Genomic DNA, 26978 nt, shown 5'->3' on the forward strand with positions numbered 1-26978 from the left:
TCATGAAAAATACGCACCTTATCGCAATTCTTACAAGTTTGGTTTTTATTACATCTTGTAAAAAGGTAATAGATATAGATCCGATTTCTAATATCGGAACCAATGCTTTCTATAGGGATTATAGCGAAACCAACACCGCATTAACGGGTTGTTACAATGGCATACATCAACCATTATATATCGAATGGATGTTTACAGAGCTTAGAGGAGATAACTCTAAACAAGGTTCTGCAGGTAGTACGGCAATACAAAATATCGAGCTAAATGAACTAGATATGTTTACTGTAAACTCGGCACATGATAAAGTTTACGATTATTGGCTTGCCACCTATAGAAATATACGTGCAATTAATTACGTGCTGAGAAGCTTAGGCGTAAAATACGTAAATGGCGAGCTTAGTTTAGAGGAACCAACCGCAAAGATGACCGAGCAGCAACGTAACCAAATTATGGGCGAAGCTTTGTTTTTAAGAGCTTATCATTATTTTAACTTGGTGAGGTTATTTGGTGGGGTGTTTTTGATAACCGAGCCGCTCGATCCTAAAATTGCTAAACAGATTAACAGAAGTTCTGTTAATGATTGTTATCGCCTAATTATAGCCGATTTAACTAAAGCGAAAGATATATTACCTAATACCAGTTTCGCACAAATTAATCAGAGTAATTTAGGGCATGCCAACACGTGGGCTGCTAAATCTTTATTGGCAAAGGTTTACCTAACCAATAACCAAAGTGCAAATGCACTTTTATTGCTTGATGATGTAATTAATAACAGTGGCTATGGTTTGCTCCCTTCTTATGCTGATGTATTTTCTATCAACAACGAGATGAATAGGGAAATAATTTTTGCTGTGCGTTATAAAGCGGGAGGTTTTGGGTTAGGCTCACCATTTGCAAATTTATTCGCACCTTCTAGTAGCGGTAGTTCTGTGGTTAATAATGATGGTAATGGATTTAATTTTCCAACAGAAAGCGTAAAGGCGGCGTATCGTGTGCCTGCAACTGGCCCTGCAGATCAGCGCCGAAACGTTAACATTGCACAGTACACCGCTACCAGACCTTATATGAAAAAATACCTATCTCAGGTAATAACTAGATATGATGCCGAAAATGATTTTCCAGTAATACGATTTGCAGATGTTTTGTTGATGAAAGCCGAAGCAATGGGATTTGATGGTGCAGATGGAGTTGCTGTAGGTCTTATCAACTCTATTAGACAAAGGGCTGGAGCAGCAGATTATACAGGAACGGGTGCTTTTGAAGCTGCATTTTTTAAATATCCTGCAACGGGAAACGGTGCTATTTTGGATGCAGCTGCATTTAAATCGGCACTATTTAACGAGCGTAGAATCGAATTAGCTTACGAGAACCAACGTTATTTTGATATGCTCAGATCTGGCGACGCTGTTAACGCAATAAGAACTTATTTCGCTGCCGAATACGATGTTCACTACCGCAATTACCGCCCGGTAATTTCCCTTGCAGAGCTACAGGGGTATGTTAATCAAAATCGTTTATTACTTCCAATTCCGCAACGTGAAATAGATACTAATGATGAGCTTAAGATTGAGCAAAACCCAGGTTACTAATCATAAGAAAGATTGAAAATGAGATTATTGAGTAAAAATTTAATAGGCAGTATGCTGGTAGGCGTGCTCTTACTAGTTGCTTGCAAAAAGCAAACAGCGCAAGAAAATATTGCTGATGAGGTAACTACTAAAGACTTTGTGTATAATATTGCTACCAAAAATATAACACCAGATGAATTGGTGAATGCAAAAATTGCTTCTCCAATAGGCGTGAAATTAATTTACTGTTACCTTTCTAGAGCCAATGCAACAGATTCTTTGATACACATTGAACTAGTAGATGAACAGCAAAAAAATAATGTTAATTTAACTATCCCAAAAGATGCGTTCAGCACAGCTAATATTCATATCAAAGGAGTTAAATTAGCTATTAAACATATTGATAATTCCAGTTTCGAGAGTTTTGTAAAGGTGAGTGGCTTTGTTCCTCCTTTGCCAAAACTTGAAGATTTTGCAGGTAGTCTTTTACCAGATGCAAATGGGAATATCCAGATAAATGGAAAAGCTATATCTGAAAATGGTGTAAAAAGAGTTGAAATCTATGATGACTCGCAGTCTTCATATACTTTGGTAGAAACAATTAACAATCCGAGCAGCTCAACCGAGTTTACCGTTAACTATAACTACGTTTACAGAGCTAATACGGCTAATGTTAAAGTAGTGGTGGTTGATAATTTTGATCTTACCGCCGAGAAAGTCATTAGTGTGCCAGTGTTACCTTATACCTTATTAACTGATTTGGTTATGGGTGCCCAGGGCTCTACTAGTGTAACAGTAAATAACAACACTTTTATTGCCGAAACAGGAACCTTATCTGGTAGCTGCAATTTGAATGCAAATGAAGCATTGATGGACTTTCTTTTCTACGGTACAAGTAATGGACCTACATTCTACAGTCCAACAAATACAACTAACGTAGCCGCAAATTTTAGATGTAATGGAACCAGCTGGAGTATAGAAAATCCGAGCAATTTTAAAGCAACAAGGTTTAGGGTTTTGGTGCCTGGTAATGCTGCTATAGATAATGTGTATGCCAGCTACAATGCTAATAGCATCTCAAACCTTGATGATAGCGGGTTGTTTAATAATATTCCGGTACCGTCTGGAAGTACTGCTAGGTTTGACGGTTCTGCTACTGCAACAACTGCCATCTTTAACACAACAACAAGCTATTTGATATGGGTAAGAATTCCTAGGGCAAATGGCACTTTCAGAAATTGTTTAATTAGAGCCAAGGAAGTAGTAGTAGCTTCTACCGCAGGTCTTTCAACCATTAAATTCGATATCTATATTCAGAAATAAAAGCTTTTTGGTTTATATGTGAATGATTTGTCATTTCGGTCGGGATAAAAAGAAGATTGTACTTGTTTATTTCTTCCTCCGATCGAGATGGCAGCATTTATGGGAGATGTGGATAATGATCAATATCCAATAATCAATATCTAATAATCAAAAACCAAGCCTGTGAAAATTTGCAGGAGCAATTAACCAAATAACCAGTTTAAACGATTAACCATATTTGATGAAATTCCGTATCACTTTTTTAGCTCTTTTCTTAATAGTTTCGTTTGCAAATGCAGCTGATATTTTGGTAAGTACGCCACAAGAATTAAAATCGGCTGCTGCCAAAGCAAAACCAGGCGATGTAATTTTACTCAAAAATCAAGTTTGGGCAGATGTGCAGTTGGTTGTTTCGGGTAAAGGCACCAAAGAAAAACCCATTTGGGTAAAGCCAGAAAGTGGTGATAAAGTAGAGATTTCGGGAAAATCGAACTTAAAAATTGGTGGAGAATATATTTATATTAAAGGTTTCCATTTCAAAAACGGATACAGCCCTAAAGATCATGTCATTAACTTTAGGGTCGATAACAACAACCTGGCTAATAATTGCCGCATTACACAGTTTGCATTAGAAGAGTTTAGTCAACCAGAACGTTTTAAAGGCGACTCGTGGGTGGCACTTTGGGGTAAAAATAATAGGGTAGACCATTCAACGTTTACCAATAAATTAAATGCAGGTCCGGTAATTATAGCCGAGCTTAACGACGAACGCAGTCAACAAAACTATCACCGAATTGATTCAAACCATTTCAATGGTCGTCAGCGTTTTGGCTCAAATGGTGGCGAAACTATAAGAATTGGTGTTTCAAGATATTCTTTAACGGCATCGAAAACTCAGATTGTGCATAATCTTTTCGAAAGATGCAATGGTGAGGTCGAAATCGTTTCCATCAAATCTGGAGAGAACAATATTAGTTTCAATACTTTCTTGGAGTGCGAAGGTAGTTTGGTATTAAGACATGGTTCTAAGAATGTGGTACAAGGAAATCTGTTTTTAGGTAACAATAAACCATTTACTGGTGGTGTAAGGGTCATTAATCCCGGTCACCAAGTATTCGATAATGTATTTAAAGATTTGAAAGGAACTGCTTTCCGTTCTCCATTGGCGGTAATGAACGGAGTTCCAAATTCTTTGATTAATCGTTATTATCAAGTGGTTGATGCCAAGATTGAACGTAATACCTTCATCAACTGCGAACCATCATTATTTGGTACTGGAAAAGATTCGGAACGTACCTTGTCGCCCCAAAGCGTCATATTTTCAAAAAACTTACTGGTGCAGCCGGCAAACGCACTTTACGTTGATGAAAATAAGGACGGTGGAGTTACGATCAAAGACAATGCTTTGCAGTCTAATCTTCCCATACAAGACGGTTTTGTAATTAAAAAGCCATCAAACGTAACAATCAATGGTATTTCGCTTCCTTACTTGGCAGAATATGGCGCTCCATTAAAGAAAATGAAATTTGTACAGAAGAAGGATGTAGGTGCTTCTTGGTACAAGCAAGAAGTAAAGTTGGTTAATTCGCAACCTAAGGTGGTAAAAATTACTGCTAAAGAAAGTACAAATATCCAACAGACAATTGATAAATTAATTGATGGAGATGTCTTAGAGTTGATCGATACGGGTTTTTACAGTTTTGAAGAAGAACTCGTGGTAGGTAAGTCGATTACCATCAAAGCAGCGGCTAACTTAAAAAGCAAACCAATTTTTGTGAATGGAAGCAGTAAAACCTTACCCGCTTTCATCACCATAGACAAAGGAGCTACAGTAAAAGTTAGTGGAATTGCATTTAAAGGTGCTTACGGTAGTGGTGGCGAGGTGCGCTGCGGTATTCGTTCAACGGAATTGCCAATGAACAAGCCCTACAAAGCATTTATTGACGCCTGTGAATTTTACGATTATAATGAAGGTTCTTTTGCCGGGTTCAAAGGAAGTAAATCTACCTTGGCGGATAGCTTGGTAATTACCAACTCTTTATTCAGAAACATTTCTGGAACTGGCATTAACTTAGCCGAAGAACGGGACGACAAAGGTATTTACGGAGCAGAACACACGGTGATTAAGAACTGTGTTTTTACGAATATTTTGGGTAGTGCCATAAATGTATATCGTGGTGGAAATGATGAAAGCACCTTAGGTCCATTCGTAACTATAGAAAACTGTACCGTAAACGAAGTAGATAACAGACAACAAGGTGCTGCAATTCGATTGTTGGGGGCTCAATATGCCAGGGTTTTAAATAGTAATTTCGTTAATAGCGGACAGGGGGGAAGGTCTATTGAGTTTAGAGAGTTCAATTGGGACAATGTTTTGGTAGACTACTGTAATTTTTATCAATCTGGAAAAGTGGATACCTACTACGGAAAACTTGTTGGAAAGCATATTTTCAATATCAAACCAGCATTTAAGAATATGAAATCTTTTGATTTTAAACTGCAATTTGGAAGTGAACTACTAAAAATAGGCTCGAATGGAAATACCGTTGGTGCAGATATTAAATAAATTTAATCGAAGATGAAAAAATATAACGGCTTCCTATTAGGCTTTTTCTTGGTTAACTGCATTGCTTTTAGTTCTTGTGCTGCTTCAAACGTGGCTGAAGTTATTGAAGAAAAAGAACAGCAAGCTAAACCGCAAGCTAAGGTTTACACCATCAGCTCTGCTGCCGAACTCAATGCTTTGAACTTGCAGCCAGGGGATAAAGTGGTGATGAAAGCTGGCGAGTGGAAAAGCCAGCAGTTAAACTTTAAAGGTAAGGGTACTGCAGAAAATCCAATAACCTTAGTTGCCGAAACAAAAGGCAATGTGGTGCTTTCTGGAAATTCTAACTTAAAAATTGATGGCGAGTGGTTGGTGGTAGACGGCTTATCCTTTAAGGATGGTTTTTCTTTAAAAGATGATGTAGTGATTTTCACTAAAACAACTTCAAATAGTCGTTTAACCAATACTAGCATAGAAAATTATAACCCAAGCGACAAGACTTTGGATTACAAATGGGTTTCGTTGCACGGTAGGAATAACCGAGTAGATCATTGTTCCATTTCAGGAAAAACGCATCAGGGTACTACGCTGGTGGTTTGGCTAGATGACAAACCAAATTACCACAAAATAGACCATAACTATTTTGGCCCACGACCAGATTTAGGTGCAAACGGAGGAGAAACAATTCGTATTGGAACAAGTACTTACTCTATGAACGATTCGTTTACCGAAGTGGAAAACAATATTTTCGATAAGTGCAATGGCGAAGTAGAAATTATTTCTATTAAATCTGGCTTTAACAAAATCTTGAACAACCTTTTCTATGAATGTGTAGGCACAGTGACTTTTAGACATGGCAACAATTCGGAGGTAAGCAATAACTATTTCATTGGGAATAATTTAACAAATACTGGAGGAGTGAGGATTATTGGTGAGAACCAAAAGGTGCATGGAAACTATCTTTACAAAATAGCAGGAAGAACATTGCGTTCTGCAATTTCGGTGATGAACGCTTATGAAAATCCAGCATTGAGCGATTATTTTCAAGTTAAAAATGCTGATATACAAAATAATATTATTGTAGATGCAAGAGAGGCTTTTGTGCTTGGCTCAGGTAAAGATAATAGTAGGGCAGTAGCCCCCGATGGCGTAAAAATTGCGAATAACTACATCATTAATCCAACAACATTGGTGGTAACGCAGGATGAACCAAAGAACTTGAAAATTGAAAATAACCAATTAGAAGGTGGTACTTTAACTTCAGGTTTTGTTAAAATGGGTAATGATTTACAAATATCTGATGGTATTTGGCAAAAGAAAACAGCGTTGAAGAAACCCTTTTGGCTAACTACTTCAATCGGTCCAGATTGGAAGAAGGATAACAGGAGTTTTATTCTTAAGTAAATGCTATATGGGTCTGTTCTCGTCATTTCGATGAGGAGGCACGACGAAGAGAAATCTAGCGAGACGTATGGTATAAATTGCTAGATTTCTCCTCATTCTTCGTCGAAATGACGGTATCTGAACGCTTCAAATCATAATTTATACCGATTTAAATCGATTGATCTTCTTAACAAAATTTAACGACTAAACGCTTGCATTTTAATTAATTACTTTCGTATATTTACGATTATTTCGTAATTAATTGATGGAGAAGTTAACACAGCAAGAAGAAGAAGCAATGCTAGCCATTTGGCAGGTTGGGCCAGGTTTTATTAAGGAATTTATGGACGCCATGCCCGAGCCTAAAGCACCTTATACTACCGTAGCATCTACGGTTAAAAACCTAGAACGCAAAGGTTTTTTGAAAGGCGAACGCTACGCAAATGCTATTCGTTACAGTGCTAAAGTGAAAGAAGCAGACTATAAAAAACGCTTTATGAACGGTTTTGTGAACGATTATTTCCAAAGTTCGTACAAAGAGTTAGTAGCGTTTTTTGCGAAAGATAAGAAGATTAGTGCGGCAGAGTTAAAAGAGATAATTGACTTGATTGAAAAACCTGAAGATAAATAGATATGCCACATCTTTTTATTATTCTGTTAAAGATAAACTTAGTGCTGCTGCTATTTGCTGCCACTTATTATCTGATATTACGCAGATTAACTTTTTACGTTCTAAATCGCTGTTTTTTGGTGTTTGGAATTGTTTTTTCTACAGCTTATCCGTTCATTGATTTAACAGAATTTTTCGATAAGCAGGAAGTAGTTGCCTACTTGCCACAGCTTAACCAAAAAGCTTCTGAGTTGGTGCCTACAGGGTTTTTTATCAATAATTGGCCTTATTTAAGCGCTTTGTTTTATCTGGGCGTTTTGGTGATGACTGTGAGGTTGGCTATTCAATTTATCTCACTTTATAGAATTCACCGCAAATCTAGCCCGAGTACGGTTGCTAATTACAACGTTAGAACTTTGAACGAGAGTGTTAGTCCATTCTCTTTTTGGCAAACTATTTATGTTAACCCGAGCTTACATAACGAAAAGGAACTGGATACCATTTTAGCGCACGAAACGGTGCATGTAAAACAATGGCACTCTGTAGATATTATTTTGGCCGAGTTGAGCGTGGTTTTCTACTGGTTTAACCCTGGAGTTTGGTTAATGAAAAAGGCGGTGAAAGAAAACCTAGAGTTTATTACCGACCAAAAGATACTTAAAAAGGGGATGGATAGAAAAGCCTATCAGTACAGTTTGTTAGGCGTTGGACAATTAAATACTTCGGTGCCTATTGTTAATAACTTTAATCTTTCAGATTTAAAGAAGCGTATCAAAATGATGAACGTAAAGCGCTCGTCGAAGTTAACGTTGAGCAGATACGCCTTGGCCTTACCTGTATTGTTATTAACTACGTTGGCCTTTACCATTTCTAAAAAAGAAGTAAAAGCGCATTTACCACAATTAGCCAAAATTATTCCTCATTTAACTGTTGATGAGGAAGTGAAACCAGAAGAGAAAGTGGTAGTGACTGCTCGTAAAAAAGAAAAAATAGTTAAGAATAAGATAAAAGAAGAGCCAGTTAAAAAAGACACGCTTTATAGGATAAACCATATTGTAAGCACACTTTTTTTCGATAGAGATACCAATGCAAGCGGTAGACCCAGTTTAAGCGAAATTAAGGAAATGATGGCTGCTGTTACAGAAAAACTTGGACTGCCTCGCACTCAAAAACCTATTGTTAACGGAAAGATAAGCCAAGTTTTCGTTTACAAAAAAGATAGTACAATTGCTGGTGCAATGGGCGAAAGTCCTAAAGTGTCTATTAAATTTAAATCTATAGGCAAAGTTGAAGAAGTTGATTTGCCAATTCCAAATGGGGAGAAGATGATTATAGTTAGAGGTTTTAAGAAAACTGCCGATAGCGTTTCTCTCGATGACGTAAAAATGATTGTCAACGGAAAAGCTTATCCTTCGAAGGAATTAAGCAACATCAATCCAAATGAAATTCAGCACGTACAAGTAATAAAAGGCGAAGGAAAAAAATCTCAGATACACGTAGAGCTTAAGAAAAGAGCTGAACTTTAAGTTCGGCTCTTTTTGCTTATAGTATGTTTTTTAATCTTAAATGCTGTATGAGCATAATTGTCTTTGCATCTTTAATCTCACCGTTGTCAATCATATTTAATGCATCTTCAAAAGCTAGCTCTAAAACTTTAATGTGTTCCTCTTCCTGAGCTAAGCCGCCGCCTTCGTTTACTTTCATAGATTTTTCATAAGCAGCAACAAAAAAGTAAAGAATTTCGGTTACAGAACCTGGTGACATATAAGCTTCGAAAACTTTGTGTATATCGGTTACTTTATAACCCGTTTCTTCTTCTGTTTCTCTTTTAATGCAGTCTTCTGGATTGTCTTTGTCTAATAGGCCTGCGCAGGTTTCTATTAACATTCCCGAAGGGTTTCCGTTGAGATAAGTTGGTAAACGAAATTGTTCGGTTAGGATGATAGTTTGCTGCTCTTGATTATAGAGTAGGATAGTGGCACCGTTTCCTCTGTCGTATGCCTCACGATTTTGAACTTGTTTGCTTCCATCTGGTCTGGTAAACTCGTAAGTTATTTTTCGAAGTGTATACCAGTTGTCACTTAGAATTTCGGTGTTTAAAATATGGATATCGTTGATCATTATTAAGATTTATAGATAGACGCAATTTTGATGAATTTGTAACGAAGCAAGTTGAAATATAGTGCATAAAAAAGCGGAAGTACCGATGAGGTAAATCCGCTTCATAAAATCTTTCCTTTTTTTGGATGCTTAGTAATTAAACGTTACTCTAAACATCGCAACCCTTCCCGGAATTTCGTACCTGCCTACCGTTAATGCGTTTGCAGAAACGTTAATGGCTTCAAATCTCTTCACATTCGCTAAGTTGGTAATACCAAATTCTAGATCTGTTTTAAGCTTTAGTACTTTATATCGGATATTAAAATCTGCAAACAAGTACTTCAAATCTGCTTGACTAGACTGCTTGGTAAAGATGTGCTCTGCAGAAAGGTTCAAAAACACCGATTTCAAAACCGTTGCCGTTAGTCCAGATTGTTGCCTTAATTGCTGGAAATTAGTACCAATACCAGTGTTAGTAGCTTTATTTCTGTTATCTGTAAACGTGCCCGTGTAAGAGAAGTTCATGAACTTGGTCAGTTTGGCTTCAATACCCGCTTTGTAGATGTAAGTATCTGCTTCAAAAGGTAATAATTGATTATTCTGCAACTGTTGGAATTGACTATGTGAATAGCTAAATCCTGCGTTTACTGTGCTTCTCAGTGCAAATAAGTACTTGCTCAAACCCGAGTTTACACCCAAACTTTTCATTTGATTTTCTAATGGAAGCACAATACGTTGTTGTGTATTATTGGTTAAAGTATAAGCAGAAATCGTATTTAAATCAGTAATACTATAAGTAATTCCTACGTTACCGAAAATCATTTCTATCGCCTTGCGGAAATTAAAATTACCAGAGAAAGCGTGCGAAGAACTTTCTGAAATAGGAGCATTGTTAGCAAAGAGAGAACGATAGTTGCGTAAAACCGTTCCGCTATAAACATCGTCTATGGTGCCAAGGTTGTTTCTAAAGATATAAGCTGCACTTACATAATTTTCTGGACTGGTTTGGTATTTGAAATTAACCGATGGATTGATAAAGAAACGCTCCAAGTTTTTATCTACGCTGTGGTTTGCATCATCATAACTAATGTTGTTATAACTCACAGGAACTCTAACGGCGGCAGTAATTTTATCGGTAGTGTATTCGTAAATGTTTTCTAGATAAACCCTAGATCTTAACCAATTCAAATCGTTCAGTGTGCCTGGTGCTGCAAGCTCACTGTTGCCATTAGTTTGCATTTTCGTTAAATCTGAGCTTAGATTTTGGTGCTGTACCAAAAAGCCTGCCCTATATGTCTGCACAAATTTACCTGAAGGGAATGCCATCGAAGCAAAGTTGTTGGTATAAAGCGTTGGCAAATCTAAATATTGGTTTAAACTGGCATAAGGCGTACCATTGTTTAGGATTTCCTCATTTAAACCGGGTTTAATATCTAAATACTCTGGCTGTGTTGTTCTGCTAAGCGACGAAGACAGATGAAGCATATTCCCCGATTTCAGTTTTTTGCGATAGCCTAAATCGTTCGATAAGGTGAACATATCTTGCCTTAGCGATTGGAAAGCACCTATGCCATTGATAAATACATTAGAATTGGTACGAGTAGGATTATACTCAGCAACAAAAACATTATTAAAATAGTAACCATCTGTATTGCCGTTTAAGGTAAACTGACCTCGTAATTTTTGTGGATTTAAGAAATTATCCTGATTTTCTTGGTAGTTAATTGTTTGGCCAGCTAAGCGGGTTTCTGATGATTTAAAATAGATTTGCCTGCGCTCATCGTACAGATAAGAAACATTAGCCCTTAACTGTAAGTCATTGTTAAACTTGAAAAGGTTGTTCAAATTAGCTTGACCAGCTTTGTTAAACAACGAGCGGCTTTGCGGTAAATTTGGTACGCCAGCTGCACCAGCAGAAAGTAAATTGCCCGGTTTAGAGTTGTCATTTGCGATAGGATTAAAAGCCATGAGGTCTAGTCCAGGGTCTATACCAATGTTATTGCCTTTTAGGTTGTTCAGAAACTTCACTTTTTTATTAAAGAGCATGGCATTTACATTACCGTCAAAACGTTCTGGAGTTCCCAAACCAGCTTTAACTTCGCCCATCACCTTTAGCTTTGCTTCGTCTTTAATCACTAGGTTTAAAGCTACATCATCACTGGTGTTGTTTTTTTGCAGCATTTTAATCGGCTGGTCTTTCTCTATTACCTGCACTTTGTCTACCGCACCATGGGGGATAGCTTTTGTGCCAATACCGTATTTGTCTTCCAGTAAATTATCTCCATCAATATACATGTTAGAAATGTTCTTGCCATTGTAGCTAATTTTTCCGTTCTCTGCAACTTCAATTCCAGGCATTTTTCTTAAAACATCGCCAATGTTGCGGTCTTGTTTATCGGCAAAGTCTGAAGTTTTGTAGTTCAACGTATCTCCGTTTGAGCTTAATCTAGGGCGATTTTTAACTTCCACTGTTTTCAGACTAATTTCACTTTCGGCTAAAACAATTTCGCCGCTATTGTTAAAATCTGCTAGTTTGATGCTTTTTTTTTCAAAACCTAAAATGCTGAAATCTAGTATCAAGTCGTTCGAGGTTTCGTCAGTATTAATTACAAAATCTCCTTTTTCGTTTGTTCTAGAGAAACCAAGCGTGCTTCCTTCTTTGTCTTTTAAACTAACCATGACAGAAGGAAGCGGCTTAGCTTTTATGTCTTTAACCTTGCCCTTAATTTGCTTTTGGGAAAAAGCAGCAACAGTACTAACGCTCATTACGATGAGCATAAATAATACCTTTTTCATCAGAATGTGTGTTAGATGAAGGCCTGCCAGGTTTGCTGACAAGCCGAAAATAGTTTGTTTGGTTTGGTTTTATTTTTTCTTCTCTGGAAGTTCAATAGGATTGTTCAACACAAACTTTTTCGCACCCCCAGGGCCAGCTACAAAGCTGGTGCTAGTTTTTACATTTGCACCCATGTTTCTTCCTGCCATTTGCGCATTTGCAAACCCAATCGGGTCTTTATCTCTAGCTTCTTTCAGTTTGTCAATCTCTTTCTGCGATGTTTTAATTGCATCGGTAGGTAGTTTAATTTCACCGCCTAAGTAAGTGTCACCGTCCATTCCTCTTAACTTAAATGTACCTGTTGTTCCATTTGGTAGCGTAACAGTTTGGTCGGCTTCTTTAGGTTTGTCTTCTTCTGTTACTTTATCAATACCAGCAAATTGGAATTTCACTTCGTTTTTTTCATCATGAGCTTCTATAATTAAGCCCGGTAAACCATTCAATTTCCACGGACCGCTTTGGAAAGCTAAATCTGGTGCAAACCAGGCAATCCAGTTTCTACCTTTAAAGTAAGTAGTTGCTTTTTGGCATTTTACACCTGAGAAACTAGCGGTGTCTTTGCTGATTTTCCAATTAATTGAAGGTGCCTTTTCTTCGATTAAATAATTACTAATCACACGTTCTTTGGTGAAAAATTTGTTCTCGTTAGCAAAATAGAAGTAATCTACTTGAGTTACTGGCTTAGATGAAGTTCTATTAATATTGATGGCAGTAGGTCCGCCAGCTTGATTTCTAATCTGCTCTTCAAGAGATTTGCGGATTTCCATATCTCTGTTGATTTTATCGTAACTCGTAAACACCGAAGCGTTTTTACCAATCACCAAAAGCATGTTCTCGGTGTAGAAATCATTTCTTTGAGTAGTATCTCGCATGTGTGAAAGTGTATATCTCACCCTAGCTAAAGCCTTATCAGCATTTTGAGCGAAAGCCGAATTACTTATGGCAGCCGCAATTAATGTAAGTTTTAAAATCTTCATGTGTTATAATTAAGTTTTCGTAAAGCTACGAAATATTCGTAGATAGGAATATGATTTAACAAAATTTAACTTTCTTTTATTGTCTATATTGTGCTTTCATAAATCCTTTTGGATCTTGTTTATAAGCTTCTTCCAATCTTTTAAATTTCTCTTTTGTAGTTTTTATAGCGTTCGAAGGCAATTTTATAATATTATCGAAATAAGCATTAGCAGCATCAAATCCCATAAAGTAGTCAATCGGACTAATGGTTCCTAAGGTGTTCGTATTATCTTTTTTAGCATCATTCTCGCGGTAAAAATCACCATATTTAGCATTTTCTAAACCAACAAACTTAATACTGATCTGCTTGTTCTCTGTAGAAGCTTCTAGGATAAGCCCCGGTAAACCATTTAATTTTTCTGGACCAAAAGGAAAAGGTATACTGCTAGCAAACCAAGCTGTCCATAAATTTCCGTCGATTAGCGCAATAGCTTTTTCGCATTTTAGTCCATTAATTGTTAGTTTGTCTTTCGCTATTTTCCAATTAATTAGCGGCTTTTCTTCTTCGTACAGATAATTAAATTGAGTAATACTTGCCTTGGTATGAAATTTATTTTCATTACCAAAGTTGAAATAGCTGAAATTATGCATCCAATCTGTGGCCTTTTGGTCAATCTTAAAAACAGTTGGCTTTCCATTAGAATTATTATTATTAAGTAGAGCTCTTTCTACAGATATGTGATGTTTTATTCTGTCTATACTGGTGTAGAAAGATACGTTTTTACCCATAAAAAGCGCCATCTGTTGTGTTTTAACAGGTTTTCTAATAGTAGTGTCTGCTTGGTTAGTGTAGGCGTAGTACGCTCTGGCAATAACAGTATCAGCCCTTTGAGCAAATAAGCCAGTTGTTAGTAAGCACAGGCATATTGTGTTAATAAAGATTTTCATGGTAAATGATTAAGAGTTATTTTAATTCTATTGGATTGTTAAAAATCATTGCAACAGGCGTTGGAGTTTTTAAAGCCGGAAATTGCTTTGCAATATTTAAAAGACCTTCCATCGGTGTACCTGTAAGCTGCGCTTTGGCGAAACCATAAGGATCTTCGTTCTTGGCCTTCTTAAGTCGGTTTAATTCCTCTTTACTTACCTTTAATGCTTTAGCAGGTATTCTTATTTCGTTACCCATCATCTCTGTCGCTAGTGTCTTTTCATCTTCGGTACTATTTGTTTGATCAACCGCTTTTACCGTTACAGCCTCAAAGCCGGCAAACTGAAATTGTACTTCTTTTTTTTCATCGTAGGCATCAATAATTAATCCCGGTAAACCATTTAATTTCCACGGTCCATTAGCAAATGGCAGTTCTGGAGCAAACCAGGCAATCCAATTTCTTCCTTTAAATGTAGCGGTTGCTTTTTGACATTTTAGTCCAGAGAAACTCATGGTATCGCGTTCAATCTTCCAATCAATTTTGGGTATTTCTTCTTCTACCGTATAGTCGTGCATTAATTTTTCGGCAGTAATCAACTTATTTTCTTTGTTAAAGGTGTAGTACTCCGTTTCTATAGTTTGTTGTTTTCTGTTAGATGTTATCGTAGCGCCATTCAGTGTGCCACCATTGTTCTTTATTTGCTCGGCAACGTGTTTTTTAAAATTAATTAATTGGTTAAGTCTAACATTACTCGTGTAAAGTGTGGCGTTTTTGCCAATAATGAGTACCATTTCTTCTACCCAAGGCTTGTCTTTTTTGTTGGTGTCTATCACATGAGAGAAATTATACCTTGCTTTGGCTACGGCCAATTCTGGCTGTTGCGCAAAAGATATTGTACATAAACAAATACCAATTAAAGCTAAAATGTTCTTTTTCATTATTTTATGTTTTTCGTAAATCTACGAATATTTCGTAATAATGCAAACGTTTATTATTTTTTCGAAAGCGAATTACTGCAGCATGGGTTGGGCTAGTCCCGCTTTCGCTCATAGCCTTCGCTACGTTGCGCTTACGCTAAATCGCTACGGGCTAATCCGCTCAATCGGGTTTAGGTAACAAAAACCTGTGCACAGCATCTGCATTTAAACCCGATGGGAACGGAATACTTTTTTGTTGCGTCATTTCGAACGCAGAGAGAAATCTCTAAGTTAAAAGCAGCTATCAAACAGATTTCTCTCTGCGTTCGAAATGACGGTTGGAGAACACAAAAAAGATTACAGCGTACAGCGGGGCTACACTTAGCTACGCAGGGGAGGTACTGATTTCTTGAAAAATCACAAATCATCAATTATCAAAAATTAGCCGCCAACCTAATGAATCAATGACCAATGAACCAATGAACAGTTAACCAATTAACCGATTTCAACAATTAACCAAAATACGTAATGAAATATTTTCTGCACGCTATTGTGTTTGAGAATTAAAAGTTCTATATTTGCACCTCGAATAAAAATAAATAGAAATAAAATAATTATTTAACAATGTACGCAATAGTAAATATAGCAGGGCAACAATTTAAAGTTGCAAAAGACCAGCACCTTTTTGTACACCGTTTACAAGGAGATGAAGGCGCTAGTATTGAATTTGACAATGTATTGTTGGTTGACAATGGTGGTAAAATTTCTGTAGGTGCGCCTGCGGTTAAAGGAGCTAAGGTTGCGGCTAAAATCGTGTCTCATTTAAAAGGTGATAAAGTAATCGTTTTCAAAAAGAAACGTAGAAAAGGTTACAAAAAGAAAAATGGTCACCGCCAGTCATTCACGAAAATCCAGATTGAGAGTATCACTCTGTAGTTAAAATTATTTGCAAATTCAATGATTAGCTTTTTGCTAATTGTTTAAAAGATAAAAACATGGCACATAAGAAGGGAGCCGGTAGTTCAAAAAACGGTCGCGAGTCGCATAGTAAACGTCTAGGTATTAAAATTTTTGGTGGTCAAGAGGCTATCGCTGGTAACATCATCGTTCGTCAGCGTGGTACAAAACACCACCCAGATAAAGGTGTTGGCATTGGTAAAGACCATACTTTATTTGCTTTGGTACCAGGTATTGTTACTTTCAAAAAGAAAAGAGATAATAAATCATACGTTTCTGTATTACCAGCTGTAGTAGAAGATGCTGCTCCTGCTAAGAAAGAAGCTGCTCCTAAAGCTGAAGCTAAAAAAACTGCTGCTCCTAAGAAAGCTGCAGCTCCAAAAGCAGAAACTGCTGAGAAAGCAGAAAAAGCACCAGCTAAAAAGGCTGCTAAAGTTGAAGAAGCACCTGCTGCTGATTCTGCAGAATAATATTTGTAATTCCATTACATTCAAAAGCCCTGAGAATTTCTCAGGGCTTTTTTTGTGATCTAATGATTGAAAATACTGGTAGGTTTTTTTGCTCTTCAAAAATTTAGCTACACTTTCTTTCAGTTTTCCACTCGCTTTGCTGCGGTCGAAATAACAGGTTACAAGCTAAAAGATTGAGCTATTTATCTTAGCGAGAGATTTAATAACCTGAGTTCGATTATTATTTCAATGAAAATATTGCTTTGCCTTCGCTATGCCTAGGCGTAACCTCATGCTGAATTTATTTCAGCATCAGTTTTGTGTATAACCGACCCTGAAATAAATTTGCTTTGCAGCTACTTCGTGGTCAGGGTGACGACAACCATAAGCTAAAACGCCTATTTAATAGTGGAAAACACACAAATAATAATCGAACTCAGGTTTATAAATAAATTTGGTGCTTAATTAATTATTTGGCTCAAAGTTCTTCTTTAGTGTACGGACTTGCATTTGCTGTAAATAAAAACAAGTTATAATGTCCTTAAGCTTTAGATAGAGCGTCTAAATAACGATTTGTTAAGAAGAGCAGTTGAAGCTTAGAAAAGAAAACGGGTGGAAGGTCCTTCCAACCATTTTCTTATGGGGATTTCTATTATTTATAGGCCAATTGTTGATTGTCAGCCTCTATAACCTGTTTGTAAAGAGCATTAAACTCGCTTACTTTTTCTTTTGCTACAAAGTCTTTTTTAAAGGTCATTTCACGTTTAATAATAATTGTGTTTCCTTTTGGCTGACTGTTTAATCTATAGCTGAAAAACTCATTGTCGATAGTAAGTGGCTTAACAGTTTCCATTAATTTTTTGCCTTCTGGTAAAGTAAGTTCAATTTGCTCATCATTAGAGTCAGACCAAAATAATTGGGTAAGATCTATACCAAAATGTCTAGGCTCGGTTACCGTTAAAGACGATGGCGCAACCGCTGTTGTCCAAGGGAGAGCAAAGATATTCATACCTGCCACTGGTTTACATACTTTTAAGATATTATAAGTAGAAGATGCTCTTAAGGTGTCTGAAACCGAAGTTTTAGGATCTAAATTCTCGAAACTTAAAGAAATGGCTTCGTTATCAGGGTATTTTCCACTTATTTCGTCTTTCATTTTCTTCAATTGGTCTTTCGGAGAAAGATCTTTAAAGCTATAACGAATGTAGCTGGCCATAGAACCTGTGCAGAAATTAGTTTCTGTTAAATGCATATCGGCTCCTTTGATAGCTACTTTAGTAATGTAGCTCATCCGATTTTGTACTCGGTTTTTTGGTCGCAATTTAATGAGTTGGTTACTAGTTGCGTTAATTGGTAAAATAGAAGCGCCTAAATCGTCGTTACTGAATGAAGAAAAAGGTAAAACGTTAGAGGTAAGTTCTATATAATGTTCAGTACCTCCAATGTTAGCCTTGGCAATGCAATGGTTAAAATCGATACTAGGTAGTAATAAGGTGTTCTGTCCGTTATCTCTAGTTTTTACCAGTACTAGCTCTGCATCTACACCTACTTGTTTACACATGGCAACAAATAACGTAGAAACATCTTTACAATCGCCAATTCGTGAATTTATTACTGTAGCCGGCGACTGTGGAACAATTCCACTTTGCCTAAATGATACAGAGCTGTAAGAAATATTTTGGGTAATGTATTGGAAAATCTTTTTAACTTTCTGCAGTTCTGTAGGCTTCTGCCCTGCAAATAGTTCGTCTGTTAATGTTCTAATTTCATAGCTACTTCTTGCCTTTGCGGTTGCTAAGTTATTATACCAATTAGAAACAAATTGCCAATCTGGTATGGTAGAGATGTATAAGATATTAGCAACATCGTCAAGCGGCGGCATTTTGTCTTCGTAGATCATACCTGCTGTATTAGTTGCTTCCCATTTGTAAAGATCAAATTCGTCGGCATCTACTTTTTTAGCTGGTATATCTTCAAGTGAAAATTTATGGTTAAATTTTTTATTCTTACTTATTAATAGCGAATACTTATGGTTGATATATCGGCTACCGTGAGAAAAGTAAAAGGATGTCCAAAAGTGTGAAGTAAGACTGCCAACATTATAATTTCTTAGCTTGTAACGTATATTAATCACGTCTCCAACTTCTAAATTGGTAAATACTAGTTGGTTATCATTTTGCTCTGCTGGGGTTTTAGTACCATTTGACTTAATAGTTTCGGCTGCTTCTACAATTAAAGTTTGGTCGCTGTTGTAAGAGATATTGTACTGTTTGTAAGTTTCCAAGCCTTTAGCTGTGAATACTTTGGATGTTAAGAAATGTTTTTCTTCTGAGCCGCCATTTTCATAAACCACAGTTTGTACTTCTTCATTCAGAATAATAGAATGGTCATCTGGATAATCGGCTGCTTTGGGTGCACTTTTAATTTGCGCTGCTACATTTGGTTGCTCAAAATAGCTGAATACATCTTTGTTTTTCTTCAATCTGCGTAACTGCTCAATCGCTTCGTAATTATTTGGGTTAATGCTGAGCGATTTTTTATAAGCTTCTTCTGCCTTGGTATTTTCTTTGCGAGCTTCGTGAATTGTACCTAAGGTTTTGTAGTACGAAGCAATGTAGGGGGCTAATGCAATGGCCTTATTAATGTATTCTTCTGCCTTGTCATACTTTTGTAGCGTATAGTATTTACTGCTTAAATCACTATAGATACCAGTACTCCCCGGATCTAGTTTAAGCTTTTCTAAATAGATGTCGAAACCGCCTTTGCTATTTCCCTTGTTAAAATAAGTGTTGGCTAAAATAGTAGCGTATTCGTAATCTTCATTTTCATTTAGATACTTGGTAAGTATGCCCTCGGCCTGAGAACTTTTTTTGATTTCTTTCTCTAATATATATTTGATGTATGAGAAGTTTCTGTTTTGTGGCCATCTTTTATAGGCTTTTTCTACTAATCCAATAATTTTGTCTTGCTCATTTCTTTTTCCAGATAAAGCTATTTTTTTTGCAATTACGTCTTCATCTTCTCCAAATCTCTTTTCTAATTCGCTTGCTATTTCTTCTGCTTTATCATAGTTTTCTTGGTTGTAAAATTCGCTGTAAGCTAATTTTAGGGCTTGTGTACTTTTAGGGTCTGCAGTTTTGATTTGTTCTTGTAGAGTTTCTACGCCAGTACGGTTATCTTCCTTCGAATGCAAGGCAATCATCAAGGTGTTTATAAAAGTGCTTTCAGGGAACTTTTGCTTTAATTTTTCTAAGATAATTCTCGGTTCAAATACAAAATCATCTCTTAGATATAATTTAGCTAATAATAATTGATTTAGATAGTTAGAAGTATCTGAAGCGACAAGGTTTTTGAAATATGCATACGATTTTGGTGTAATGCCCACTGCTTTGAAGCTACCCTCTTTTTGGTAGGGCTGATATTCATCTAAGTTGGTGATACCCGGAATTGGATAACCGTTAGCATCAGTTATTCTTATCAGGAAATTTGAGTTATTTGCGTAACTCTCTCCAATTTGTACTAAAATTCTGTTGTTCCCTTTGTTAAGTTTTACAGTAGAAATGTAAGCGTCTAAGTCGTTGTTGCGTTCTTCTGCTTCGGTAATAATCAGCTGGTCGTTTACCCAAACTTTTACCGAGCCAGAAACACCAATTCTAAGCTGACCTTCTATATCGGTTGGGGCATTAACGAAGCTTTGTGCAAATACGATTGCATTGTAAGCATCGTCATAGAAAGTAAAATCGAACCATTTATCACGTTTAAGGTGCGGCACTTTTCTCCATCCAAAATTGATGTTCTTTTTGCCTATGAATACTGCATCCATTTGTGGATTGTTTAGCGGAGCATGTATTTTATCGAAACCGCTAGTTGAGATGTTTTCGAAAGTACTTGTAACTAACCAATTGTCTACGCTGCCTATTTGAGCAAATGCTTTTTCGGCATCAGCTAGTTTTTTAACGCTTTTGTAATGTTTTCCAATTACCGAATATGCCATTGCGTTAAGTGAACCATCGTAAGCTTTGTTTTTCACGATTTCATTCATTAATGCTAATGCAGCAGGTGTAATTTTACTGTAGCTACTGTTTACCGCTGGGCTACGCCACAATGCAGAAAGATAAGGTTCTGCATTTTTGCTGTTCAGGTAAAATTTCTGGAAATAGTTAAATGCATCATCATTTTTTTGCTCCAATTCGGCGAGCAAGCTCAAAGATAAATAGGCATCGTTTGCGAACTCGGGCCGTTTGCTCAGCTCCTCAAATTCTTTTTTGGCAGCTTCTGTATCATTTTTGAGGAAGCTTTCCCATGCACTTTTAAAGCTATTTTGAGCGTTTGTCGTGAAGCAGAATAAAAGTGAGATCGATAAAAAATAGACAGTTTTCTTCATAACTCAATTATAATCATTTTTTAATGACTAATCTTTGCCAGAAGAAAATTTATATGCTAATTTTCTCGCTCCATAATTTGCTTAGTCAACTCACGCAAGTAAGTTTTTCTGTTCTCTACAACTTCTAGCATATCAAGCCCCTGGTATGCTTTAGCAAGGTACTGTTTCATTTGTGTTTGAGCCAATTCCTTGATGTTGTAGTTGTTGTAAAGAGCAGTTACAGCCTCAACCTTTTGGGTAGCACTTTCGTGTTCGCCTAAAAGGATATCAGTTTCTGTAGGCTCAATTAGTGCTTTTGCCTTTAAATGTAGAAATGTTTTTTTGTTGGCGATGATATCTCCACCAACCTGCTTTCCAAATTTTTCTGGATCTCCATACACATCTAAAATATCATCTTGCAGTTGAAAAGCCACACCCAAGTTTTCTCCGAATTGATAAAGTAATTCCGCGTTTTTCTCATCGGCCCCGCCAACAATGGCGCCTAATTTCATAGCACCGCCTAGTAGTACGGCAGTTTTAAGCCTAATCATTTCAATGTATTCTTCAATACTTACATCATCTCTGGTTTCAAATTCCATATCTAATTGCTGCCCTTCGCAAACCCCTTGTGCAGTTTGATTAAAGGTATCTAGCACAGGTTTTAAAACGCCGATATCAACTTTAGAAAGGTGTTTATTAGACTCTACCATCATCACATCGCCACTTAAAATGGCATTGTTAACGCCCCACTTTTCGTGTACGGTTTGCTTGCCTCTGCGTAAAGGAGCATTGTCCATAATATCATCATGAACTAAAGTGAAGTTGTGGAAAGTTTCAATAGCCAAGGCTACATCAAGTGCTTTGGTAACTTCGTCGGTAAAAAGTTCGGTAGCCATTAAAACCATTACAGGTCTAATTCTTTTACCACCTAAACTCATAATGTATTTTATAGGCTCGTATAAATTCGCTGGATTTGCAGGGTATGCTATTTTTGGGATAGCATTTTCGATCAATTTTTGTAATTCTGTAGGGTTATGCATTATTATGGATCTATCATAGTGCCAAATGCAGATTTGCTTTCCATCATTTTAATGAAAGAATCTTCTAAAGCGGTTTGCTTTACAATAGGATTATCTTTCCAAAAATCTGGTTGATAAGCAATCGATTCGATTATGGCTTTGTCTTGTACTTTTCTATTTAATTCAGTAAATTTTTGAGTTTTCAAATTTTTATCTAACTGGAATACCGTTAGCATAGAGCTAATAACAGGATTTAGCGCTCTGCCTCTAATATTTAAGTTAAGATATAATTTTGAGGATATGCTTTCTAAAATAGGAATATCGGTTTTGGCGCCATTAAATGTTGCTATTGTGGTGCCTGCAGGTGGTATTTTGGAGGTCACATTAATGGTCATGGGTAAGTTGAAAATGCTGTTTTCCAATCGGTAAACATTAGTATCTTCTACACCAATGTAATAGGTAGAGTTAATGTAGAAATGCTTCTTGCTACCTTTGTATTTACAAGACACTACAGCAATATCCTGCTCTTTTTGTTCTATATATTTTTCGATGGTGATTTCAAAATCTTTGAGGCTTTTTAGTGTGACAAACTTTCCCGATTTTCGATCTTCGAATAAATAGCCAGCTAGCGCAAAAGTTAGGTACGATTGATTGCTCATAGAGAAGGAAACGCCTTCGTTAAGTTCGGCAAATCTGCTCTGTTTCGCTAACCAACCTTTAACTTTAGAAACATTAAATTCAAGATCATAAAATAGCTCGTAAATCTGGCTTGGTTTGCCATTAATAGAGGTCAATTGTCTGTAAAAAGCGTTGCCATGGAAACTTTCCTTTTGAAATTGAGTAGCTTTTTCCAATGCTGCTTTCACCAATCTTTGTCCACGATAAGGATCGACTACGACTGTTTTAAGATTAATAGCGGCAGGTTTTAGTTTAACGAATAAATTATTGGCAGCGTTTATTTCGTTTTCTAGCAACAAATAGCTGACGTGACTATACCTTAATTTAGCAGGTAGATTAAGACCTTTAAGTATAAACTCACCTGCATCATTAGTAACAGTACTAATGTTCGTACCTACAATGCCAATAGAGACAAACGGAATTGCTTCTCCCGTAGTTTCATCTACAATTTTACCTTGTATGGTTTGAGCCTTTGCAACTGTGCATGTCATCAGTAAAAGAAATAGAAAGTAATGGCGCATTATAGATGTTGAATTGTTGTGTTGTTTTATTGTTGTTAAATTAGCCCCTCTCTCCCAATAAATCCTATCGTGTGGATACATCTCATTCCTCCCCCTTGAATCCCCCTCCAAAGGGGGACACGTAGCGCTTAAGCATTTTGCATATCCCCCTCTCCGAGGGGGCAGGGGGAGGAAAATGGCATTTGCTAATATTTGTGTCCACACGCTAGGATGAATTGGGATCTCTCCCCTGTAGGTAGAGAGTTCGTTCTTTGGAAGGTTGTTGCGTAAGTCCATCTGTTTGGTGAGATTACGGAGGGGCTTAATCCTGTACCAATGAAAAATCTATCTGACGTTTAGATAAATCAACCTTCTTCACCTTAATCTGCACTTCATCTCCAAGTTGATATTTACGTTTTTTACGCTGCCCAATAATACAGTAATTTTTTTCATCAAGTACATAAAAATCATCACTGATATCACGTAGACGTATCATTCCTTCACACTTATTCTCTTCAATTTCTACATACATTCCCCATTCGGTAACGCCAGAAATTATGCCGGTGTAAACAGAACCAATATTGTTTTCTAAATATTCTGCCTGTTTATATTTCACCGAAGCTCTTTCTGCATCTGCAGCACGTTTTTCCATTGCAGAGGAGTGTACACTTGCTGCTTCATATTCCTCGGCATTGGCCGATTTGCCACCATCAAGGTAAAGCGCTAGAAGGCGATGTACCATTACATCGGGGTAACGACGGATAGGAGAGGTGAAGTGTGTATAGTAATCGAATGCTAAGCCGTAATGGCTTGTTTTCTTCGTAGTATATATTGCTTTTGCCATAGAACGGATGGCCAAAGAAGTAAGGATATTCTGTTCTTTTTTGCCCTCTACATCTGCCATTAAATAATTTAGGGACTTGGCAATGGCCTTATCAGATTTGGTATCGATTTTATAACCAAAGCGAGAAGCAAAAGTGGCGAAACTGGTCAAATTTTCCATGTTTGGCGAATCGTGCGAACGATAAACAAACGTGTATTTCTGCTTGCCTTTTCCTTTTTTCGCAATAAATTCAGCTACCTTTTTGTTAGCTAAAAGCATGAAATCTTCGATGAGCTTGTGTGCGTCTTTACGTTCTTTCACATATACGCCAATTGGCTTACCGAAATCATCCAATTTGAATTTAACTTCAGTACTCTCGAAGCTGATAGCGCCGTTTTTAAACTTAGCATCTCTTAATACGTAAGCTATCTCATTAAGCTTTAGGATTTCTTCTGTATAATCGCCGGCTTTGTTTTCTATTACTTCCTGCGCTTCTTCGTAGGTAAAACGTCTGTTTGAGTGGATTACCGTACGACCAAACCATTGATTGTGGATATTTGCGTCATCATCCATTTCAAAAACAGCTGCAAAACACAACTTATCTTCATTAGGGCGAAGTGAACAAACACCATTACTTAATCGCTCTGGCAACATTGGGATCACTCTATCAACTAAATAAACGGAAGTGGCTCTATGTTCTGCTTCTTTATCTAAGCTGCTATTTGGGGTTACGTAATGGGAAACATCTGCAATGTGGACACCAATTTCGTAATGACCATTGTCCAGTTTTTTGAAGGAAATAGCATCATCAAAATCTTTAGCGTCTATTGGATCAATAGTGAAAGTAACAGTATCTCTAAAATCCCTACGTCCTTTGATATCTTCTTCGCTAATTTGCTCTGGAATGGCGTTGGCTTCTTTTTCAACTTCAGATGGAAAACTCAACGGAAAACCATATTCGGCTAAAATGGCATTCATTTCGGTGTCGTTTTCACCCTGCTCGCCTAAAATATGTATAATTTTTCCGATTGGATTTTTTGCGCCTTCTGGCCAATCTTCCAATGCCACCTGCACTTTCTGACCATTTTTAGCGCCGTTTAAATCGCCGAGCGGTACAAAAATATCATGCAACATTTTTCGGTCATCAGGAATTACAAAGGCAAAACGTTCAGATACTTTGGCTACGCCTATAAAATCTGTTTTTGCTCTTTTAATGATTTCTACAATCTCGCCCTCGTTCTTTCTACCGCTTTTTTTCTTGGCGAAAACATAAACCTTCACCTTGTCGCCATGTAATGCGTTTTTTAACTTTCGTGGCGCAACAAAAATATCCTTCTCAAACTCATCATCAGGCACAATAAATGCAGAGCCGTCTGCGGTCATATCAACCGTACCAGTTACAAAGGTTTTTAGGTCCTTCATTTTGAACTTACCTCGTTCTGGTCTAACAAATAAACCTTTTTCGGTCTGTTCAATGAGAACTTCAAGTATTGTATCTATAGATGCCTTATCATCTAAGTTTAAACGGCTAGCTACCTGCTTATGGTTAAGTGCAATGTTCTTGTTTTTGTCAAAAACATCGCTTATTAACTGAGTGAGAACTAGTTTGAATTGTGCGTTCTTATTTTTTGCCATAATTGTTTTGCAATTGTACCGAAGATAACAAATGTTGGCATAGGAATGTGTTTTTTAAGGCAAATAAATGCTTTTATCATCAATGCCTAAACGCAAAAAGAGCCCCGAATAAATTCGAGACTCCTTCAAAAAAAATTACCAATTATCTGTTAAGATTTTTTAAGATTGAAAACATAAGTTCCTCTACTTCCGCAAGCTACAAATACATAGCTGCCTGCAATTCTAGAGCTAATTACATTAAAATTGCCACCAAATGTACTTTGGAAGTGTGTTTTAGCAATTACTTTGATTTTATTGTTTTCAATTTGTGCTACTACTAAGCTGTTGCCAGTAGAAACGTATATTTTATCTGCTACGATAGAAATCGAATTTACCCATCCACCAACATCTACCTGATCTAACAATGCATTGGTAGTTTTGTCTACGTGAATTAAATAGTAGTTGTTACCGAATAAGAAGTTTCCATTAGTTAGAGAAGCTACAGATCCAATGCCAACGCTGTTACTAGGAATTGGCCAATGTTTGTAATTAGTTTCTGCAGCAGTATTTGCATCAAAAGTAGCATAGCTGTAACCGTTGGTAGCGATGATATCGCGGTTAGAAATAGCGATAGATCTCGATCCTCCGTAGGGTTGAAAGGCTGTTCTGCTAGCTTTTTGCCCGTTGAAAGAAATTACGCTGATACCACCATTTGAAGAAGAGGCAGCATATAATTTACCGTTATATTCGTTGTATTTTACGTCTTTTGTTGAATAACCTTCTAAACCTACTGCTTGAGGCTCTGATAAACTGCCTCCATTGGTTTTCACGATGCCAACTACAGCAGGAGCTGGATATTTGTAGCTTTCGTAAGTTTTTAAATCCATACCTAGATACAAACGACCGCCACCGTTGTTGATACAAGTAATGTCTGCATCTGGAGTACTAACCGAAGAAACTAACTGAGGGACGCCAGATTGGATTTGGATAACATCTACACCGCCGCCATAAGCAGCGCCTGGAGTTTGATAGGCAATAGCGTAGTTGTTGCCATAAGCAGAAACTTCTAAAGCACTTAAAGGATTGTTATTTACACCCAATTGAGGCTCAATTTTTCCTTTATAAACTAATTGAAAAGGAAATGCTGTAGCAGTTGCCTCGGTAGTTTTTCCGAATGCGTTGGTCTCGGTTTCAGCTTGAAAGTTCAAGGTTACACCTTCGTTAGTTAAATCTACGCGGTTTGAAGAGGTAGTGTTATCAATTTTAATGATTTTCGCAGCTTCATCTTCTTGCACAACTTCTTGTGTTTCTTTTTTACAAGAGTAAATAGTTGCTGATAACAAAAGCGCTGCAACTAATAAATACTTGTTTCTTAACATCTTTTTTTAGTTTAATTTATTTTCTATATCGAAAAATTATACCAAAAAG

The 26978-nt window shown here is 36.9% G+C and carries 18 protein-coding genes; 8 read left to right on the top strand and 10 right to left on the bottom strand.

The features are described 5' to 3' along the window. Nucleotides 1-2: 2 nt before the first annotated feature. The 6 genes from REI64_RS00965 (at nucleotide 3) to REI64_RS00990 (ending at nucleotide 8934) form a co-directional block, all read left to right on the top strand. Nucleotides 3-1589: a RagB/SusD family nutrient uptake outer membrane protein gene (locus REI64_RS00965; RefSeq protein ID WP_308848207.1), complete on the top strand. Its 1587-nt coding sequence runs from the start codon at nucleotides 3-5 to the stop codon at nucleotides 1587-1589. 27 nt (nucleotides 1590-1616) lie between these two features. Continuing rightward, nucleotides 1617-2891: a hypothetical protein gene (locus REI64_RS00970; RefSeq protein WP_308848208.1), complete on the top strand. Its 1275-nt coding sequence runs from the start codon at nucleotides 1617-1619 to the stop codon at nucleotides 2889-2891. A gap of 220 nt (nucleotides 2892-3111) precedes the next feature. Next, nucleotides 3112-5436, top strand: a complete 2325-nt coding sequence (locus REI64_RS00975; protein WP_308848209.1) for a chondroitinase-B domain-containing protein — start codon at nucleotides 3112-3114, stop codon at nucleotides 5434-5436. A gap of 12 nt (nucleotides 5437-5448) precedes the next feature. After that, the gene (locus REI64_RS00980; protein WP_308848210.1) at nucleotides 5449-6819 is read left to right on the top strand and encodes a polysaccharide lyase 6 family protein; all 1371 of its coding nucleotides are present in this window, start codon (nucleotides 5449-5451) and stop codon (nucleotides 6817-6819) included. A 244-nt stretch (nucleotides 6820-7063) separates the two neighbouring features. After that, a complete protein-coding gene (locus REI64_RS00985; protein WP_097131181.1) occupies nucleotides 7064-7429 on the top strand; it encodes a BlaI/MecI/CopY family transcriptional regulator in 366 nt (121 codons plus the stop codon). 119 nt (nucleotides 7430-7548) lie between these two features. Then, entirely contained in the window at nucleotides 7549-8934 is a 1386-nt protein-coding gene (locus tag REI64_RS00990) for a M56 family metallopeptidase (protein WP_308848211.1), read from the top strand. Nucleotides 8935-8950: 16 nt separating this feature from the next. On the opposite strand, the gene nudK is transcribed toward REI64_RS00990, so the two are convergent. From nudK to REI64_RS01015, 5 genes are all read right to left on the bottom strand, one after another. Beyond that, nucleotides 8951-9529, bottom strand: coding sequence for a GDP-mannose pyrophosphatase NudK (gene nudK, locus REI64_RS00995; RefSeq protein WP_308848212.1), 579 nt, complete (start codon nucleotides 9527-9529; stop codon nucleotides 8951-8953). Nucleotides 9530-9658: 129 nt separating this feature from the next. Beyond that, the gene (locus REI64_RS01000; RefSeq protein ID WP_308848213.1) at nucleotides 9659-12304 is read right to left on the bottom strand and encodes a hypothetical protein; all 2646 of its coding nucleotides are present in this window, start codon (nucleotides 12302-12304) and stop codon (nucleotides 9659-9661) included. Nucleotides 12305-12373: 69 nt separating this feature from the next. Beyond that, nucleotides 12374-13321 (bottom strand): GLPGLI family protein, encoded by a 948-nt coding sequence (locus REI64_RS01005; RefSeq protein WP_308848214.1) that lies wholly within the window; start codon nucleotides 13319-13321, stop codon nucleotides 12374-12376. 76 nt (nucleotides 13322-13397) lie between these two features. Then, nucleotides 13398-14249 carry a GLPGLI family protein gene (locus REI64_RS01010; RefSeq protein WP_308848215.1) on the bottom strand — a complete coding sequence of 284 codons (852 nt, stop codon included), beginning with the start codon at nucleotides 14247-14249 and terminating at the stop codon, nucleotides 13398-13400. 16 nt (nucleotides 14250-14265) lie between these two features. Further along, nucleotides 14266-15168: a GLPGLI family protein gene (locus REI64_RS01015; protein WP_308848216.1), complete on the bottom strand. Its 903-nt coding sequence runs from the start codon at nucleotides 15166-15168 to the stop codon at nucleotides 14266-14268. A gap of 603 nt (nucleotides 15169-15771) precedes the next feature. On the opposite strand from REI64_RS01015, the gene rplU reads away from it, so the two are divergent. Further along, nucleotides 15772-16083 carry a 50S ribosomal protein L21 gene (rplU, locus tag REI64_RS01020; RefSeq protein WP_308848217.1) on the top strand — a complete coding sequence of 104 codons (312 nt, stop codon included), beginning with the start codon at nucleotides 15772-15774 and terminating at the stop codon, nucleotides 16081-16083. A 59-nt stretch (nucleotides 16084-16142) separates the two neighbouring features. After that, nucleotides 16143-16574: a 50S ribosomal protein L27 gene (gene rpmA, locus REI64_RS01025; protein ID WP_308848218.1), complete on the top strand. Its 432-nt coding sequence runs from the start codon at nucleotides 16143-16145 to the stop codon at nucleotides 16572-16574. Between the two features lie 631 nt (nucleotides 16575-17205). Here rpmA and REI64_RS01030 read toward each other — a convergent pair. From REI64_RS01030 to REI64_RS01050, 5 genes are all read right to left on the bottom strand, one after another. Beyond that, nucleotides 17206-20937 carry a transglutaminase domain-containing protein gene (locus tag REI64_RS01030; RefSeq protein WP_308848219.1) on the bottom strand — a complete coding sequence of 1244 codons (3732 nt, stop codon included), beginning with the start codon at nucleotides 20935-20937 and terminating at the stop codon, nucleotides 17206-17208. 56 nt (nucleotides 20938-20993) lie between these two features. Beyond that, nucleotides 20994-21956, bottom strand: a complete 963-nt coding sequence (locus REI64_RS01035) for a polyprenyl synthetase family protein (protein ID WP_308848220.1) — start codon at nucleotides 21954-21956, stop codon at nucleotides 20994-20996. Nucleotides 21957-21958: 2 nt separating this feature from the next. Continuing rightward, complete coding sequence (locus REI64_RS01040) at nucleotides 21959-23104, bottom strand: carboxypeptidase-like regulatory domain-containing protein (RefSeq protein WP_308848221.1); 1146 nt, start codon at nucleotides 23102-23104, stop codon at nucleotides 21959-21961. A gap of 331 nt (nucleotides 23105-23435) precedes the next feature. Continuing rightward, a complete protein-coding gene (gene rnr / locus REI64_RS01045; RefSeq protein WP_308848222.1) occupies nucleotides 23436-25571 on the bottom strand; it encodes a ribonuclease R in 2136 nt (711 codons plus the stop codon). A gap of 149 nt (nucleotides 25572-25720) precedes the next feature. Continuing rightward, nucleotides 25721-26929, bottom strand: a complete 1209-nt coding sequence (locus REI64_RS01050; RefSeq protein ID WP_308848223.1) for a hypothetical protein — start codon at nucleotides 26927-26929, stop codon at nucleotides 25721-25723. Nucleotides 26930-26978 lie beyond the last annotated feature (49 nt).

Origin of the sequence: Pedobacter sp. (genome assembly GCF_031119335.1) — a bacterium.
In the GTDB taxonomy this organism is placed as follows: domain Bacteria; phylum Bacteroidota; class Bacteroidia; order Sphingobacteriales; family Sphingobacteriaceae; genus Pedobacter.

Excerpts from the sequence above, each read along its gene's own strand:
- REI64_RS00965 (WP_308848207.1), top strand. The coding sequence starts at position 3 with ATGAAAAATACGCACCTTATCGCAATTCTTACAAGTTTGGTTTTTATT.
- REI64_RS00975 (WP_308848209.1), top strand. The coding sequence starts at position 3,112 with ATGAAATTCCGTATCACTTTTTTAGCTCTTTTCTTAATAGTTTCGTTT.
- REI64_RS00980 (WP_308848210.1), top strand. The coding sequence starts at position 5,449 with ATGAAAAAATATAACGGCTTCCTATTAGGCTTTTTCTTGGTTAACTGC.
- REI64_RS00985 (WP_097131181.1), top strand. The coding sequence starts at position 7,064 with ATGGAGAAGTTAACACAGCAAGAAGAAGAAGCAATGCTAGCCATTTGG.
- nudK (WP_308848212.1), bottom strand. The coding sequence starts at position 9,529 with ATGATCAACGATATCCATATTTTAAACACCGAAATTCTAAGTGACAAC.
- REI64_RS01000 (WP_308848213.1), bottom strand. The coding sequence starts at position 12,304 with ATGAAAAAGGTATTATTTATGCTCATCGTAATGAGCGTTAGTACTGTT.
- REI64_RS01005 (WP_308848214.1), bottom strand. The coding sequence starts at position 13,321 with ATGAAGATTTTAAAACTTACATTAATTGCGGCTGCCATAAGTAATTCG.
- REI64_RS01010 (WP_308848215.1), bottom strand. The coding sequence starts at position 14,249 with ATGAAAATCTTTATTAACACAATATGCCTGTGCTTACTAACAACTGGC.
- REI64_RS01015 (WP_308848216.1), bottom strand. The coding sequence starts at position 15,168 with ATGAAAAAGAACATTTTAGCTTTAATTGGTATTTGTTTATGTACAATA.
- rplU (WP_308848217.1), top strand. The coding sequence starts at position 15,772 with ATGTACGCAATAGTAAATATAGCAGGGCAACAATTTAAAGTTGCAAAA.
- rpmA (WP_308848218.1), top strand. The coding sequence starts at position 16,143 with ATGGCACATAAGAAGGGAGCCGGTAGTTCAAAAAACGGTCGCGAGTCG.
- REI64_RS01030 (WP_308848219.1), bottom strand. The coding sequence starts at position 20,937 with ATGAAGAAAACTGTCTATTTTTTATCGATCTCACTTTTATTCTGCTTC.
- REI64_RS01035 (WP_308848220.1), bottom strand. The coding sequence starts at position 21,956 with ATGCATAACCCTACAGAATTACAAAAATTGATCGAAAATGCTATCCCA.
- REI64_RS01040 (WP_308848221.1), bottom strand. The coding sequence starts at position 23,104 with ATGACATGCACAGTTGCAAAGGCTCAAACCATACAAGGTAAAATTGTA.
- rnr (WP_308848222.1), bottom strand. The coding sequence starts at position 25,571 with ATGGCAAAAAATAAGAACGCACAATTCAAACTAGTTCTCACTCAGTTA.
- REI64_RS01050 (WP_308848223.1), bottom strand. The coding sequence starts at position 26,929 with ATGTTAAGAAACAAGTATTTATTAGTTGCAGCGCTTTTGTTATCAGCA.